General features: G+C 40.9%; 15 protein-coding genes and 1 riboswitch. Of the genes, 6 read left to right on the top strand and 9 right to left on the bottom strand.

The genetic code is table 11. The features are described from left to right. Positions 1-73 precede the first annotated feature (73 nt). From KNQ05_RS13720 to KNQ05_RS13705, 4 genes are all read right to left on the bottom strand, one after another. Positions 74-997: a DEAD/DEAH box helicase family protein gene (locus tag KNQ05_RS13720; RefSeq protein WP_214805774.1), complete on the bottom strand. Its 924-nt coding sequence runs from the start codon at positions 995-997 to the stop codon at positions 74-76. 189 nt (positions 998-1186) lie between these two features. Further along, on the bottom strand, positions 1187-1561 hold the full coding sequence (locus KNQ05_RS13715) for a HEAT repeat domain-containing protein (protein WP_214805772.1): 375 nt from the start codon (positions 1559-1561) through the stop codon (positions 1187-1189). 119 nt (positions 1562-1680) lie between these two features. Next, positions 1681-2142, bottom strand: coding sequence for a hypothetical protein (locus tag KNQ05_RS13710; RefSeq protein ID WP_214805769.1), 462 nt, complete (start codon positions 2140-2142; stop codon positions 1681-1683). Positions 2143-2176: 34 nt separating this feature from the next. Then, on the bottom strand, positions 2177-2704 hold the full coding sequence (locus KNQ05_RS13705) for a GNAT family N-acetyltransferase (protein ID WP_214805767.1): 528 nt from the start codon (positions 2702-2704) through the stop codon (positions 2177-2179). Between the two features lie 203 nt (positions 2705-2907). On the opposite strand from KNQ05_RS13705, the gene KNQ05_RS13700 reads away from it, so the two are divergent. Further along, positions 2908-3636, top strand: coding sequence for an LTA synthase family protein (locus KNQ05_RS13700; RefSeq protein WP_353048693.1), 729 nt, complete (start codon positions 2908-2910; stop codon positions 3634-3636). A 305-nt stretch (positions 3637-3941) separates the two neighbouring features. Here KNQ05_RS13700 and KNQ05_RS13695 read toward each other — a convergent pair whose 3' ends face one another. From KNQ05_RS13695 to groES, 4 genes are all read right to left on the bottom strand, one after another. After that, positions 3942-4745: a hypothetical protein gene (locus KNQ05_RS13695; protein ID WP_214805764.1), complete on the bottom strand. Its 804-nt coding sequence runs from the start codon at positions 4743-4745 to the stop codon at positions 3942-3944. A 258-nt stretch (positions 4746-5003) separates the two neighbouring features. Then, positions 5004-7781, bottom strand: a complete 2778-nt coding sequence (locus KNQ05_RS13690) for a TrlF family AAA-like ATPase (protein ID WP_214805761.1) — start codon at positions 7779-7781, stop codon at positions 5004-5006. 191 nt (positions 7782-7972) lie between these two features. Continuing rightward, positions 7973-9613 carry a chaperonin GroEL gene (gene groL / locus KNQ05_RS13685; protein WP_159173269.1) on the bottom strand — a complete coding sequence of 547 codons (1641 nt, stop codon included), beginning with the start codon at positions 9611-9613 and terminating at the stop codon, positions 7973-7975. A 19-nt stretch (positions 9614-9632) separates the two neighbouring features. Then, complete coding sequence (gene groES / locus KNQ05_RS13680; protein WP_029331860.1) at positions 9633-9917, bottom strand: co-chaperone GroES; 285 nt, start codon at positions 9915-9917, stop codon at positions 9633-9635. 220 nt (positions 9918-10137) lie between these two features. Here groES and KNQ05_RS13675 point away from each other — a divergent pair, with 220 nt between their 5' ends. The 3 genes from KNQ05_RS13675 to KNQ05_RS13665 all read left to right on the top strand — a co-directional run bounded on the left by KNQ05_RS13675 (position 10138) and on the right by KNQ05_RS13665 (position 12403). Then, complete coding sequence (locus KNQ05_RS13675) at positions 10138-10830, top strand: CPBP family intramembrane glutamic endopeptidase (protein WP_159173267.1); 693 nt, start codon at positions 10138-10140, stop codon at positions 10828-10830. A 21-nt stretch (positions 10831-10851) separates the two neighbouring features. Continuing rightward, positions 10852-11085 carry a DUF4305 domain-containing protein gene (locus KNQ05_RS13670; protein WP_029331862.1) on the top strand — a complete coding sequence of 78 codons (234 nt, stop codon included), beginning with the start codon at positions 10852-10854 and terminating at the stop codon, positions 11083-11085. A gap of 423 nt (positions 11086-11508) precedes the next feature. Beyond that, positions 11509-11592, top strand: a riboswitch (cyclic di-GMP riboswitch). Between the two features lie 25 nt (positions 11593-11617). Next, the gene (locus tag KNQ05_RS13665; protein ID WP_214805758.1) at positions 11618-12403 is read left to right on the top strand and encodes a hypothetical protein; all 786 of its coding nucleotides are present in this window, start codon (positions 11618-11620) and stop codon (positions 12401-12403) included. 78 nt (positions 12404-12481) lie between these two features. Here the strand turns inward: KNQ05_RS13665 and KNQ05_RS13660 are convergent, their stop codons facing one another. Next, a complete protein-coding gene (locus KNQ05_RS13660; protein ID WP_088838031.1) occupies positions 12482-13537 on the bottom strand; it encodes an NAD(P)/FAD-dependent oxidoreductase in 1056 nt (351 codons plus the stop codon). Between the two features lie 183 nt (positions 13538-13720). Here KNQ05_RS13660 and KNQ05_RS13655 point away from each other — a divergent pair, with 183 nt between their 5' ends. Both KNQ05_RS13655 and KNQ05_RS13650 read left to right on the top strand, forming a co-directional pair. Then, entirely contained in the window at positions 13721-14512 is a 792-nt protein-coding gene (locus KNQ05_RS13655) for an ABC transporter ATP-binding protein (RefSeq protein ID WP_029331864.1), read from the top strand. 4 nt (positions 14513-14516) lie between these two features. Further along, positions 14517-15428: an iron-hydroxamate ABC transporter substrate-binding protein gene (locus KNQ05_RS13650; protein WP_214805755.1), complete on the top strand. Its 912-nt coding sequence runs from the start codon at positions 14517-14519 to the stop codon at positions 15426-15428. The last annotated feature ends 25 nt before the right edge of the window (positions 15429-15453 follow it).

Here is a 15453-nt window from a genome sequence, read left to right as displayed (position 1 = left end):
AAGTAATGCATCTTATATCTCACTAGTCACTCAAATGAAATTAGCAAGTAAGCTGATAAGTATAATTCATAGCCTAGTAGTATTTGATACCCAATTCTTCAGCCTCTTGTACATTTCTACCAGCACCCAAGTAATGATCCCTGTGTCGTCTTTCTAATTTAAATTTATCAAAACCCTCGTAGGGAATACCTGTTCTTTGTTCTCCGACATAATTAACCCTATGTGTTCTAAATGTAAGATCCATGTATGGACCGCTAGTTACAACAAGCAAACCTTCTTCAAGGCGAAAATCAGATAATATATACCTTCTAACTTGATCGCATAAATAGTTAGCCGCTCTTGTTAATTCCACAGTCAAGTCCATTACTAAATCTACATGAAACATAAACTCTTTATGCAACTTACTATTTAATTCAGGATCCCAACGATCGATTTTATAAAATTTTTCTGTTTCAAGTTCGTCTCCTCTACTAACAGAATGAGCAGAGAAAGTATTAATAAGATCTTGAAGAACCCTTCTAAAATTTTCAAAAGCATTCTCTAATCCAATAATTCTATTTGGCATAATCCTTGTAAACATCCATTCTTTAAGTTCTTCTAGTTCTTGTATCTTTTCTTTTCTGATACTTGGCTGTCCAGATCCAAGCAACCAAGAAGTCCATGCTTCCCAATTATCCAAATCAACTCTTTTTATCCATTCATCGATATAACTTGAATAGATTAATTCATCCTTAATTTTTTTTTCATCAATATCTAATGAATCTTTTACCCATTCCTCATGTCTTCTTTTCATCTCCTTAATCATTTCAACTGAGTAAGTACGTTCTTGATCATCCATTACTTTGTGATGAACATTACACAATAAAATTAAGTTGCTATATAAATCTCTTTGATCTTTTGAAACATCAGTATCCCCTCTTGGTCCATCGTCTTCTTTGGCAATAATATGACATTCTTCGCCAATTATTGATGGATCATCAGTATCAGTTTCATCCATTACTAGTTCTCTTCTACAATCAGGAAATGCACATCTATTTGCTGCTCTCCCCCAAAGCATCTTTCTGCTTTTAACAGATATACCCATTATAAATCCCTCATTTAAGTTTTATTTTCAATATTATAACATATCAAATTTTAGATTAACATCAATCACAAACCAATAATGCACTAAAAGAGGCTGACTCAATCATTGGTCTCTACGAAGAAAGGATGACAGATATTCATTCAACAACTGCTGTTTCTCGTCAAACAAGACATCCGATTTTTTCGTGATGATCCAATCAAATAACTCCGGGATCGTCTTTTCCGATTGTCGATAGCGATTCAAAAAACGGAATGCAACCAGACCATCGTCACTTTGTATCTGTCGCTTCCGCTTCAACATTGTTTTCAGCCGTTTGATGACCAGCTGAACGGCAGATGCATCACCATGTTTCAAAATTCCGAGCAACGCATACGATTTGACGTCGACCGACCAATCCTCCAGACCTTTTATATACATTGGCAGGAATGAGTCGTCTCCGAGTACACTGATGGCATTCAGCGCCGAGTTGTCGGACATCACCTTTCCGGATGATTGAGGAGCGGTATCAGATGCGGTATCACCCGTTCTGTCCCAATCGTTGCTAACACAAAATTCGCACTCATGATTTCAAATGAATCGGTGGATGTCGTAACAAATTAAACTAACGCACCTTCTGCTAAAGCACCCCGACAGGAGCCGAGTGCATTAATCGCCGAATTTCGAATAGCGGAACGGGCATCCTTGACATACTTGATGATATCCGTCGCGTCATGTACCCGTTCCTGTTTCGCCAGTTCATCCAGGATTTTGACAATCAGTGTCGGCTTCGTCTCTTGTGCCAGCTGCTCTAACAATAAATCAGCAACACGTACGTCACCTATGTTCGTACCAATCGTCCCCAGCATAAAGTAGAAACGCTGTTTCATGTCCAACCGTTTAGTCTGTTCAAACAGCTCCATTAAAACAAAAAGCATTTGAACATCCTGAAAGCGACGCGCTATTTCATACACCAAGTCAGATGGCGAACCTTCACTCGTGGAATAACCCCGTTCTTCATCGTACACATACTCGTCGATCGACATCTGTTCCGCTAATGCGATCAATTCATCCTTGTTCATCGGCAGTTCCTTCAGTTCCCGAAAAATTCTTGTATCAGTATAGTGTCAAATCAATGTTCGGATTAGCGGATTGTTTCAGCGTATCCACACCACCAAGGACAAATCCTTCTTTGACGTAAAAACGGCAGGCAATCAGATTATCGTTTTGTTCTTCAAGCGATAGACCAATCAACGACTGTCCCTTCGCCCAGGCTTCGGCTGCTTCAAGTAATAAGTGACCGACACCGTTTTTCCGGAAATCCTTTTTGACGGCGATGTTTTCAATATAGGCAAAACGGTTCCAGTCTTTGACGAGACGGATCTGTCCGATGCATGTATCTTCATGAAAGGCTAACAAGATAATTTTTTCACTGCTGTCGATATAAGTAGACCAATCCAGTTTGTCGTCCGGGAAACGAATTTCTGTTGGAGTATCATATAACTCTTCGTCGTAAGACCAGGCGCCCTTCAAAAAAATCGGGATAATCTTTCCGATGATTGGGAACGATTCATTTGTGTCGTTGATGATAGTTATGGATTGTTCCATTAAAGGTTGAATTGTGATTTCTGCGTTTTTCTTCATAGATTCCCCGCTTCCTGATATATTTTAATTTCGTCTTTTTTAACACAAATCTACAACATATTGAAAAACAGAAGAGTGCACGGAGTATTAATATCTATTACAAAATATATAGATTTGTTGATGAGAGTATTGGCACACTTATTTCTAATAATAGCAGACTGTAAATACTGACCTATTAGAGAAAAGAACACGAATCTAAGCTTATACATTCTTGTTCAGCTCGAGTCGTTCCAGGCTTCTGGAACCGCGACGATGTCTATAAGAACATCGGTTTTAAGCACTTCTTCAGCCAAAAGGATTATTCAAAAGAAGAGAAAATTGGGATGGCGCTGAACAATCAGCAGTTCTTCCTCGAATCAATTGATCACATGGAGACGCTGCAAGAACCGTTCTTCTCGTTTTTAGTTGCGCTGACGAGTCATACACCATATGAGATCGATAAGGAAGATCAGACGCTTGATCTGTCTGGATACGAGGATCCGATGTTGAAACGGTATTACCAGACCGTACATTACGTCAATACTGGTGTCGGGAAGATGATCGACGAATTGAAACAACGGGACCTATGGAATCAGTCCCTCGTCATCTTTTATGGCGATCACGATAGCGGACTCGTGAATGAAGACAGCGAGATGCGGAAAAAAGCGGATGCCTCGTCTCCAGTAGCAGCCTTCGAACTCGAACAACGCATTCCGCTCTTCATCAAAAAATCCGACCAGCAAACTGGTCGGGTCATGAAAGAAAACGGCGGACAAATTGATATCGCACCAACAATTGTTGATCTATTGAATTTAAAGACGTCCTATATGATGGGGCAGTCGCTCGTCGATGATCAACCGAATCTGACTGGTTTTCGCGATGGTTCGTTCCGCTATAAGGACTATTACTATGAATCGGATTTGACGAAAGCATCAGGCGAAGGAACCTGCTAAGACGTGTCGTCCGAGAAAAAAGTCGAGATGAAATTCTGTCGAAGTCAGGTGAAGGATGTTAGTTAGCAATTAAAACTGTCGGATAAGATCATTGAAAAGAATGAGCTGAAGTAATAAAATGGTCTCTGATTTTCTTGAAAGTGAACAAGCCTGACTTCGTTTACGTCTCGTGAGCAGTCAGGCTAGCTTTTCTATCACTAAACCTCTATATTCTTATAAATCTGTCATTAAAAAAGTATTATTTACCCATTGTCACTCATAGACAACAAAAACTTATTTCTACTTGAATTATTCAATTAAATAATTTAAGGGGAATAGTATTTTGGAGGACTAACTACTTCAAAACTATAATTTCCTGCTCTTTTATAATGTATATAAAATTTTTGTTTATATAAACGCCCTTCAATATCTTCGAAATTCAGAGTAAATTCGTACCTTTCCTTTGGAAAACCTCTATCAAACAAAATAGGAAGTTGAAGCTTCTCACCTTCTGATAGTACGAAGAGAGGAGTCAAAGTTAATGGTTCTGTGTTAGAGTTGCTATCTTCAATAGTTAAATATATATTTCTCGCAAGTGAAGGGGATTTTTGAGTTAATACTAAATTAATCAAACACACGTCAATTACCATCGTTGTAATTACACCATCACTATGTATTTCCTCTAGAGGATTTTCTAATATCCCACGGTATTCATCTGACAATTTATTAGTTATTAAACTTTCTTTAGGCCTCTTTAAAATAATAAATCCGCTTGGCTGTTGAAGATTTAATTTGTGTATATCTTCATTATTAAATATATTCACATCGATATAGGGTAATATGCTTAAGCGAGCTTTTTCTTCCTGAAATTCTAAGCCTTTTTTATTGTAAAATAAAATTTGTTCATTTTGAATAATTATCTTTTTATTTTGTCGAAGCGTTAACCAAACAGCAAGTAGAGTAGCCGTGCCCCCCAAATAACTTCCCCAAAATCCTAACCATTCTTTATTTCCAAGGTCTTTCCCACTACTAAAAGCGCCATGAATAAAAACTATATTAAGAACTACAGGTATTAACAAAAATATTATTACAGAAATAAAAATTGTTTTATTTTTTTTCAATCTATCCATATATACTTTAATATCCTCACTTACTAATTTTAATTATCATGCAACTTTCCATTACGTTTCATAGATTTATCAATTTATTAATTAATATTTTTCGTACATATATAGCAATTAAATTGTGACTACGTCTATAAAGAATAATACACTATTATTAATTTAAACATTAAAATCGTTATACATAGTATTAAATTAAAGTCATATGAAAAAGCCATTGAAAACGACTTTTCATATGACTTTTTTATAACTTTTAGTGTATTGCGTTTAGAAGTTATATCTTTTTGCACGTAACTCAAATGCTTCTCTACCACCTTCCATGATATTACAGATGGCATCTTTTACATTCTGATCTTCTATAGGACCTGCATGGAGGATTTCAATATCTTGACTCTCTGAATTCATTGCTATAACCCATTCAGAGTCACCGTTAACCGGAATATTTGCATTATGAGTAACTGTGATGATTTGACGATTATTTTTTGATTGACTTAGACGATCAACAATTAAATCATAAATCAACTGATTATCTAAATCATCTTCTGGTTGATCTAGAAGCAGAGGAGCATCCCCATATGATAAAAGAAATGTTAGTATTGCTGAAGTTTTTTGACCAGCAGAAGCATTGGAAATCGATTTAAATGGAGAAGATTCGTTTGCTTTATACTTAACATCAATTTTATCTTCAGGATATAATAATTTAATTTTGTCTATTTGCTCATCGCTCAAATTTTGAATGAGTGTATTAAATCTTTTAGAAAATCTATTATCTATATTTTGATTATATTTAATAGCACTAATCGATTCAGAGAATTTTTTAATAGTCTGCTCAACTTGTCCCGAAAATATTATCGAGTTAATAATTTGAAAATCTTCTGCAAAAGAATCTGTTCTTTGAAGAATTTTTCTTAATTCTTCTTCGTAATTGATTGCATCTCTAAATGGATTAACATCGATTTTTATATTTGATATATCGGTTAGTGTATGATTTAAAAATTCTCGTCTAAGTGTAGTTACATGTTTTCTTTGATTTAAATAATTTAAATGATTTTGTTCTAATTCAATTATCAAATCATTTAATTTTGTTTCATCTCTTACTAGCTCTGCCATTTCATTTTCTTTACTAGATAATTGAGTTGTCAATCCTTCGATATTAGATATGTCATTTAAATCTTGTGGTTGAAGACTATCTTGTAAATCAGTATATTCTTTCTTAATTTTTACAAGTCCTAAATTCCATTGAGACGAATCAATTTCATCTTCTAAAGATTTTTGAATTGAAGATAAAATTTCTTCACCTTCTTTTAATTTTAAAACGACTTGTTCAAAATTCAGCAGACTATTATCTAAAATATTATTTAATTCATCATTTGATTCGGAAAATAATTTAACTTCACTCATATCTGGATAAATGAAATCTTTTCGGAAACTAGCTAACAGTTCTACTTTTCTTTTTAAATCAAGTATTATAGAACGTACTTGAGAGTTTTCATACTCTGCTTTTTCTTGCCTCTTAAGGATAGATTGGTATCCTTTTTCCTTAAACTCAGACAATCTAAGTTTTAAATCTTTAATTTCAATACCTAATCTTTTCTTATTTTCAAGACGTTTTTGAATAGTTCTTATTCTTGCAGTAATCTCATAATTTTTATTTTCGGATTCATTGATCATATTTACTTGCTCATTAAATTCAATGATTGATTGGTCGATTTTTTCCCTGAGAGCATTTGGACGACTAGCAATATTGTAAATTTGTTTTTGCGAATAAATTTCAGATTCGAATAGCTCTAAAATTGAGTTGTCACATTCTATGTATTCCCCATTGTTATCTAAAGTATAAAATGTTTTATTACTTTCTAAGCCATTAAAATTATTAAATTTTATTTTATAAGTATGCCCCAATCTTTGTAAATAAAGATCTATTTCAGTATTATTTTGTAGTATTCCTTTTGTTTCTTCTCCTCTAACACTTTCATTTATTTTAAAAAATTCTGTTTGTTCTTTTAACAATTCCTCAAAATCTTCTAACTCATTATTACTGTTTAACAAACCACGAATGATCCTATTAATAGCTGATTTACCAGTACCTCTGCCACCAATAATGGTATTCATTTGGGGATTAAAATGAATTTCTAATTTTTCTTTAGGATTTAAGATGCTATTTCGAATTTCTAATCCTTTTATCAGTAAATCTGGTTTTTTATAAGGAACAGTCTTGCTCTGAAAATCATTTTTTATTTTGTAATGAGGCATTATTAATGCATGTCTAAGACTTTCTAACGTTACTTCTTCATCCATTTTGATCCATGTATACCTATTACCAATTCCCCAAAGTCCGTGAGTGGTTTCTCCTAAAGCGCTCGGATTATCTGAAAATGTTAATATCGCTTTATTTTTATTAATTGACAATTCCACTGCGTTTTTCCAATTTTTCATCATATTTTCATCTAGCTTACTATACCTCTGTCTCAATGAGCTTAAAAGATCTTGCGTAGAAATTCCCATTTGATTATAGAATTCTTCATTAACTACTTGTACACCATTAATATAATCTTTATCTAAAAACTCATTCATTTTTTGGTAACTTGTTTCAGAAATACCGTTGTATTCGTCGACATGCGCCGCTATAACTAATCCCCCACGTCTTCGGGCTTTTTCTGCAACAGTAAATATAGTCTCCTGTTCAGATGTAGTTGCATCTTGTCGAGCAAACTTATGGTCTTCGATACCACAATAGTGAAGGAATGCATTAACATCGCTTGAGCGTTTATGTTTATCAAATAATATTAAAAGATGTACTTTTGAAGAATCGCAAGTAATTTCAACTCCTGGAAAAACTGTTAAATCAGTGTTTTTAGCTTCTTCAATGATTTTGTCAATATAATTACCACTATTATGATCAGTTACAGCTACAACATCTAAACCCTTTCTTAAACATTCTTCGACCCATTCCTTAGGTGTTACGTTTTCATCCGAAAAACATCTACTTTCAGGTGTATGTACGTGAAGATCGCATTTGTACCATCTGTTCCCTTTAAAATCCATCAAAATCCCTCCTATTTTCAGATACTCCACTTTATTATAAGTCCCAAAATACATACAATAAAGATTTTATTTTACATTTAATCAGTATATCTATTAAAAATTATAGCCTATATATGAAGAAGTTTATAAGGTTAATAAAAAAGAGAACAATCCATACAAAATAGGATTGCTCTCTTCCATAAATTAATTCATTACATCATTCCGCCCATTCCACCCATGCCGCCCATATCAGGCATTGCAGGAGCAGATCCGGCAGGTTCCGGTTTATCGGCGATGACCGCTTCAGTCGTCAAGAACATCGCTGAAACAGACGCTGCGTTTTGAAGTGCTGAACGCGTCACTTTCGCCGGGTCGACGATTCCCGCTTCAATCATGTCGACGTACTCGTCTGTCGCGGCGTTGTAGCCCATTCCTTGCGCTTCATGTTTGAGACGCTCGACGATGACTGAACCTTCTTGACCGGCGTTTTCCGCGATTTGACGGAGTGGTGCTTCGAGCGCACGGAGAACGATGTTGACGCCTGTCGCTTCGTCGCCTGTTGAGACAGCAAGAATCGATTCGACGGCTTTCGTGACGTGGATAAAGGCTGTTCCCCCACCGGCAACGATTCCTTCTTCGACGGCTGCACGTGTCGCGTTGAGTGCATCTTCAATCCGGAGCTTGCGTTCTTTCAGTTCTGTTTCCGTTGCTGCCCCGACTTTGACGACCGCTACGCCGCCCGCAAGTTTCGCAAGACGCTCTTGCAGTTTTTCACGGTCGAAGTCGCTTGATGTTTCTTCGATTTGCGCACGGATGGCGCCGACACGTGCTTCGATTGAATCACTGTGTCCGTGTCCTTCGACGATCGTCGTGTTGTCTTTTGAGACGACGACTTTCGACGCACGACCGAGTTGCATGATTTGTGTTTCTTTCAAATCAAGACCGAGCTCTTCTGTGATCAACTCGGCGCCTGTGACGATCGAGATGTCTTCGAGCATTGCTTTACGGCGGTCACCGAAGCCCGGTGCTTTCACCGCAACCGCGTTGAACGTACCACGGAGTTTGTTGACGACGAGTGTCGCGAGTGCTTCGCCTTCGACGTCTTCCGCGATGATTAAGAGCGGTTTATTTTGTTGGACGACTTGCTCAAGGACCGGCAAGATTTCCTGGATGTTCGAGATTTTTTTATCTGTGACTAAGATGTACGGGTTCTCAAGCACCGCTTCCATCTTGTCTGAATCCGTGATCATGTATGGTGACGCGTAACCACGGTCGAACTGCATCCCTTCAACAACGTCGAGTTCTGTCGTGAAGCCACGTGATTCTTCGATCGTGATGACACCGTCCTGACCGACACGTTCCATTGCTTCTGCGATCAATTGACCGACTTCTTCGTCAGCAGCAGAAATTGCCGCAACTTGTGCGATCGCTTCTTTGCCTTCAATCGGTTTTGCAATGGCGTGGAGCTCTTCGACGGCACGGCGGACCGCTTTTTCGATTCCTTTACGGATGACCATCGGGTTCGCGCCCGCTGTGACGTTTTTGAGTCCTTCACGGATCATCGCTTGTGCGAGGACTGTCGCTGTTGTCGTACCATCCCCTGCGATTTCGTTCGTTTTCGACGCGACTTCCGCGACGAGCTTCGCACCCATGTTTTCAAAGTGGTCTTCAAGTTCGATTTCTTTTGCGATTGTCACACCATCGTTCGTGATGAGTGGTGAACCGAATTTACGTTCGAGAACGACGTTGCGTCCTTTTGGTCCGATCGTCACTTTGACTGCGTCTGCTAATGCGTCGACACCGCGGAGCATCGCGCGGCGTGCTTCTTCACTGAATAAGATATCTTTTGCCATGACTGAAATCCCCCTTTTATTATTGTGCTACTGCTAAAATATCGCTTTCGCGTAAGATTAAGTATTCATTGCCATCGACTTTGACTTCTGACCCGGCATACTGCGCGTAGATGACATGGTCGCCGACGTTCACTTCAAGTGGTACACGTACACCCTGCTCTGTCACACGGCCTGTACCGACAGCGATGACTTTACCCTCTTGTGGCTTTTCTTTCGCTGACCCAGGAAGAACGATTCCTCCGAGTGTTGTTTCTTCTTTTTTAACGACTTCGATCACGATGCGATCACCAAGTGGTTTTAACATGCGAAACATCCTCCTTGAAAATGACTGTTTTTTAGCACTCACTTAAATGGAGTGCTAACATATTTTTATCTTAAACGGTTTTCAATCGAAATTCAACCCTGAACCCTTATCCGTTTTCCCGAAATCGCCATCTTTGAACCATCACCATTCGTGCGCCCGGTCGGTTTGTTTGTTACAATCGGGACAGTACCTTCAATACAAAGGAGTTGTGTCCCGACCGATGAAAAATTCCGTCAATCTGCCATTCAACATGGCTGATAAGTGGCAAATCCGTCACGTCATTCCGATTGTGATTTATTTGATCGTCCAGCTCGTACCGGCAACATTCCCGAGCTTTCTCTCAAAAAGCCAAATTCCGGGTGTCCTCGGCTGGTGGCTTGCGATCGGTTTTACCGTCGCCGTCGTCGTCTCGTTCTTCTGTCTTCGTCCTGACTGGCAGAAGTGGAAAGCAGAAGGCAACCAGACGGATCCGATCGACACGTTAAAGTGGATTGGGATCGGCATCGTGTTGCTGTACGCCTTACTGATTAGCGTCAATCTGCTTGATGCCTGGATGTCTGGCGGGATTGAGAACGTCGCAAAATCACAAAATACGGATGACATCATGAAAGCAATCCAAGTCATTCCGATTTTACAGGTGATGGTCGTCTTACTCGGACCGATCATGGAAGAATTTTTATTCCGCCACATCATGTTCGGGAACTTGTCGACGAAACTGAACTTCATCTTCAGTTTCATCCTCAGTGGGCTCATCTTCGGTTTCATTCATGGAGACAACAAGTTTTTGATTTACGTCGCGATGAGTTTCGTCTTCTCACTCGTCTTCGTCAAAACGCGCCGCATCTTAGCACCGATTGCGATTCATGTCTTCAACAACGGAATCGTCGTGCTCGCACTTTACGCCACGACTTAACTTACGAAAGGTAGTGTTTTCATGCGCCAAGGCTCAAACTTCATGGCATTATTTTATGCCCTGTTCGGTATTCTGTTCATGTACCTCGCGTACAGCAACTCGATCGAGGCAGGAACCGTCTTTAACTTTTGGACGATTCTGTTGACGCTGTTCGCAGCAATCGACTTTTACCGTCTCTATCTGATTTTCCGCTTCCGGATGGCTGCGAAGAAGATGATTGAGAAGGAACAAAACAAAAAAAATGATAAAGAATAAGTAACCTGTCCGCTTCTTGACCGATTCAGTTCGTGAAAGGGCGGATTTTTTTGTCTCTTGCTCACTGTATCCTTATGGAAAATCAGGCGAACAGTTTTTTAGACGCGCTATCGTCAGCTTGTTCCCGTTTCGAAATAATCGAAGTGACAAAAAAGAGTTACTTCTTGTGACTCCTACGGGAAAAAGCGCAAGACCACTTGCGCTGTCAGAGGCAAGTAAGACCCTGCTTCTTGTTCGCTAGAATCAAGAAGCAACGGCTTACGCCTCGCCCGAGGAAAGCACGGGAAAAAAACTCGTTTCGAAAAACCGCTCTTTCGAATGTTACCCCCGCGAATGGAACATATATTTTACTGACCCATTATCGAAAACCCTCCCCTCTCCATAGAAACGAATCACGTATACTGAATGTACGGTTCTTCACCGGAATCGAACGGGCAAACCCACAGAAATGTGGTGACGCAAAACTATAGGGGCTACCGCTTCAAGCTATGCTTGCCAGTTACCGAAGTTCACAAAAGGAGACTACGTTCACATGAAAAAAATCAATTATGTCGTTACTGCCGGCCTCGCTTGTGCTTTGATGCTGACGCCGCTCGGCTCAATCGATGCCAAGAGTAAAACATCGAAGCATGACCGCAACAAGAACGGAATCCATGACAGCTGGGAAAAGAAGTACAAGCTTAAAGGGAAAAAACTTGCGCAGCAAGATACGGATCATGACGGCTTAAGCAACTACACCGAATATAAGCTCAAACTCAATCCACGGAAGAAAGACAGCGACCGCGATAAGATCAGCGACGCACATGAAGATACGGACCGTGATGGCTTAACTAACGCCATCGAACTCGAGCTTGGGACAAAACCATATAAACGGGATTCTGATGGTGATGGAATTCTCGATGGCAAAGAACGCAACAAGGCCGGTCACCGCTATGAAGATATGCTGAAAAAAATGAAGATTGCTCTCGCGACAGAGACGACGCAAAGTCAGATTAAATACCAGTTTAAAAAGAAGAAGAGTCAGCTGCGTGTCAAAACGAATGACGCAACGGTCGATGAAACCCGTGTCCGCCAATTGATTCAGTTCATCGAGTCACATCCGAAGATGACGGAAGAGGAATTACGGGCACAACTCGTCAGCTTATTCGCTCTCTCTGGTTCTTACGAGTTGGAGATTGAACTCGAGTACTTCGATCACGAAGAAACGAAATCAGAGCACCGTCACGTTGAAGAAGACGAGCAAGACGATGATCAAGGTCAGGACGAAGATGATGATTCAGATGATGACTCGGACGACGAGCATGAAGATGAAGATTAATCCTTAAACAAAAAAACACCTGCTCTAAAGACGACCGACGTCCATGTGACGAGGGGCGATCTTTAAGACAGGTGTTTTTTACTTTTCGTTGACCATTTCTTGAATCAATTCACGGTTCCGTTTTTTGAAAACTTCATTGTGGGATGAGACCATCGCGACTTTGGCAGCATCCGGTTCAATGAACTGCTTCGCCCGGTTGACGGCGTTTGCCGCGTCCTGGAATGTACCCGAAATCAAGTTCACCTTGCCGTCATGCGTCAAAATATCTCCTGCTGCATACAATCCCGGTACACTTGATTCGCTCGACGCGTTACCGGCGATATAAAAGTCGTCGACTTGTTTGATGTCGAGTTCCGAGTTCGCGAGCAACTCTGCTTCCCGTTCGTAGCCATGGTTGATGATGACTTCATCGACGTCAACGATGTTTGTCACGTCCGTCGCACAATCAATCAATTCGACGGACGCAATCCGGTGGTGATCGTCGCTTGCGATCAACTTATGAATCGTCGTGTTGAGGAGACAGACGGCTGAGCTTCGGACGAGTTGGTCGACTTGTGCCTCGTGACCTGTGAAACAGTCTTTCCGGTATGTGACGTAAACTTTTTTCGCAATCGGTTCGAGCTCGTTCGCCCAGTCGATCGCTGAGTTACCGCCACCTGAAATCAGGACCGTCTTATCTTTAAACCGCTCAATCGATTTGACGGTATAGTTCAAGTTCGACACTTCGTACCGTTCGGCCCCTTCAATCTTCAGTTTTTGGGGATTGAGTATCCCGCCGCCGACAGCGACGATGACTGTCTTCGAATAATGAATTTCTCCCGACTCCGCTTCGAGGACGAAGTTTCCGAATACGTCTTTTGCGATCGAAATGATTTTTTCATTCAGGTGCACGGACGGATTAAACGTTAAGCCTTGTTCGACGAGTTGCTCGATCAGCTTCGCTCCGGTAATGGGTGGCTGTCCCCCGACATCCCAAATCATCTTCTCCGGATACACATGAATCTTGCCACCAAGCTCTGCCTGGTATTCAATGATTTTCGTCTTCATCCCGCGTAATCCGCTATAGAAAGTCGAGTATAACCCGGCCGGGCCTCCACCAATTACCGTTACGTCAAACAATTCCTGCTGTTCCATCTCACTCACTCCTCGCTCTCGACTACGACTGATTATCATTCTCATTTCCAATGATAACGTGAACATCTCTTGAAGACAAGAAAAAATGTTGACAGCGTTTTTATGAGACTGGTATGGTTAGGGAGACGATAGTGATAATCATTATCAATGAAAACAACTTTAAACGAGAAGGAGCCTCTGCGTATGGTACGTCTAGCAACAGAAGAAATCAGTATCGGATACGGAGATCGTACCATCGTCAAAGACTTGACGGTTCAGATTCCGGATCGGCAAATCACGACAATCATCGGTGCGAATGGTTGCGGTAAATCGACCTTATTGAAAGCGATGACCCGAATCATCCCCCATCAGTCTGGTCGTGCCCTGCTTGACGGTCTCGATATTGCGAAGGAAAGTACAAAGCTGCTTGCCCGGAAAATGGCGATCCTGCCTCAGACACCGGAAAGTGCAAGCGGTCTAACGGTCGCAGAGCTCGTCTCATACGGTCGTTTTCCTTATCAAAAAGGATTTGGTCGCTTAACGAAACATGATTACGAGATCATTGACTGGGCGTTAGAGGCAACGGATACGACGGCATTCAAACACCGTCCGGTCGACGCCTTGTCCGGTGGTCAACGGCAACGCGTCTGGATTGCGATGGCGCTGGCGCAGGAAACGGATATCATCTTCCTCGATGAGCCGACGACTTACCTTGATCTCGCCCACCAGCTCGAAGTCCTCGAGCTGCTCGAGCATCTCAACCGGACGGAAGGCCGGACGATCGTCATGGTGTTACATGATTTAAATCAGGCCGCCCGTTTTGCCGACTACATCATCGCGATGAAAGAAGGCGAAGTCGTCAAAGCCGGAACGTGCGAGGAAGTCATTTCGCATGACGTCTTAAAAGAAGTATTCCACATCGATGCCGAAATCGGTCGTGATCCACGGACGAATAAGCCGATGTGTGTCACCTACAACTTAATCAAGGGAGATTAACCACATGAAGAAACTAGTACTCTTACCGATTTTATTACTCTTAACGCTCGTCATCGCCGCCTGCGGCAATACAGATAAAACAGAAGATACGTCTTCCGTTACGAAAAAAGAAACGATCACCTATAAATCGGAAGAAGGTGACGTCGAAGTCCCGGCTGATCCGAAACGCGTCGTCGTCCTTGCCGGTTTCGCCGGAAACGTCATGGCACTCGACGTCCCACTCGTCGGTGTCGATTCGTGGTCAAAATCGAATCCGAAGTTTGATTTGAAAGACGTCCAGGAAGTATCAGAAGAAAACGTCGAAAAAGTCATCGAACTCGAACCCGATCTCATCATCGGCTACAATACAACGAAAAACATCGATAAATTTAAAGAAATCGCTCCAACCGTCACGTACACGTACGGCAAAGTCGACTATTTGACACAACATATCGAAATCGGTAAATTGCTCAATAAAGAACAAGAAGCACGCGATTGGGTCAAAGACTTCCAAACACGCGCAGCGGACGCCGGAACAGAGATTAAAGCCAAAATCGGTGACGATGCGACGGTCTCTGTCATCGAAAGCTTCGATAAACAGCTTTACGTCTTCGGCGACAACTGGGGACGCGGTACAGAAATCCTCTACCAGGAAATGAAATTGAAGATGCCGGAAAAAGTTACGGAAATGGCTTTAAAAGACGGCTATTACGCGCTATCACCGGAAGTCTTACCTGAATATGCAGGGGATTACCTCATCTTCAGTAAGACGGCAGAAGCAGATAACTCGTTTACAGAAACAGACACATACAAAAATATTCCTGCTGTTAAAAACAACCACGTCTTCGAAGTCGATTCGAAAGAATTTTACTTCAATGATCCATTGACGCTCGAACGTCAGCTCGAGTTCTTCAAGAAAAGTTTCCTTGGCGCGTAACAAAAATAAGGAGGGAACCGATTTT

Origin of the sequence: Exiguobacterium sp. s125, assembly GCF_018618605.1 — a bacterium.
Taxonomy (GTDB): domain Bacteria; phylum Bacillota; class Bacilli; order Exiguobacteriales; family Exiguobacteriaceae; genus Exiguobacterium_A; species Exiguobacterium_A oxidotolerans.
This window is presented reverse-complemented; position numbering and strand designations above follow the sequence as displayed.

What these genes read in the sequence shown, in the direction of transcription:
- KNQ05_RS13655 (WP_029331864.1), top strand. Translation starts at nt 13,721, where the DNA reads ATGGTACGTCTAGCAACAGAAGAAATCAGTATCGGATACGGAGATCGT.
- KNQ05_RS13705 (WP_214805767.1), bottom strand. Translation starts at nt 2,704, where the DNA reads ATGAAGAAAAACGCAGAAATCACAATTCAACCTTTAATGGAACAATCC.
- KNQ05_RS13650 (WP_214805755.1), top strand. Translation starts at nt 14,517, where the DNA reads ATGAAGAAACTAGTACTCTTACCGATTTTATTACTCTTAACGCTCGTC.
- KNQ05_RS13690 (WP_214805761.1), bottom strand. Translation starts at nt 7,781, where the DNA reads ATGGATTTTAAAGGGAACAGATGGTACAAATGCGATCTTCACGTACAT.
- KNQ05_RS13660 (WP_088838031.1), bottom strand. Translation starts at nt 13,537, where the DNA reads ATGGAACAGCAGGAATTGTTTGACGTAACGGTAATTGGTGGAGGCCCG.
- groL (WP_159173269.1), bottom strand. Translation starts at nt 9,613, where the DNA reads ATGGCAAAAGATATCTTATTCAGTGAAGAAGCACGCCGCGCGATGCTC.
- KNQ05_RS13665 (WP_214805758.1), top strand. Translation starts at nt 11,618, where the DNA reads ATGAAAAAAATCAATTATGTCGTTACTGCCGGCCTCGCTTGTGCTTTG.
- groES (WP_029331860.1), bottom strand. Translation starts at nt 9,917, where the DNA reads ATGTTAAAACCACTTGGTGATCGCATCGTGATCGAAGTCGTTAAAAAA.
- KNQ05_RS13720 (WP_214805774.1), bottom strand. Translation starts at nt 997, where the DNA reads ATGGATGAAACTGATACTGATGATCCATCAATAATTGGCGAAGAATGT.
- KNQ05_RS13675 (WP_159173267.1), top strand. Translation starts at nt 10,138, where the DNA reads ATGAAAAATTCCGTCAATCTGCCATTCAACATGGCTGATAAGTGGCAA.
- KNQ05_RS13710 (WP_214805769.1), bottom strand. Translation starts at nt 2,142, where the DNA reads ATGAACAAGGATGAATTGATCGCATTAGCGGAACAGATGTCGATCGAC.
- KNQ05_RS13670 (WP_029331862.1), top strand. Translation starts at nt 10,852, where the DNA reads ATGCGCCAAGGCTCAAACTTCATGGCATTATTTTATGCCCTGTTCGGT.
- KNQ05_RS13715 (WP_214805772.1), bottom strand. Translation starts at nt 1,561, where the DNA reads ATGTCCGACAACTCGGCGCTGAATGCCATCAGTGTACTCGGAGACGAC.
- KNQ05_RS13695 (WP_214805764.1), bottom strand. Translation starts at nt 4,745, where the DNA reads ATGGATAGATTGAAAAAAAATAAAACAATTTTTATTTCTGTAATAATA.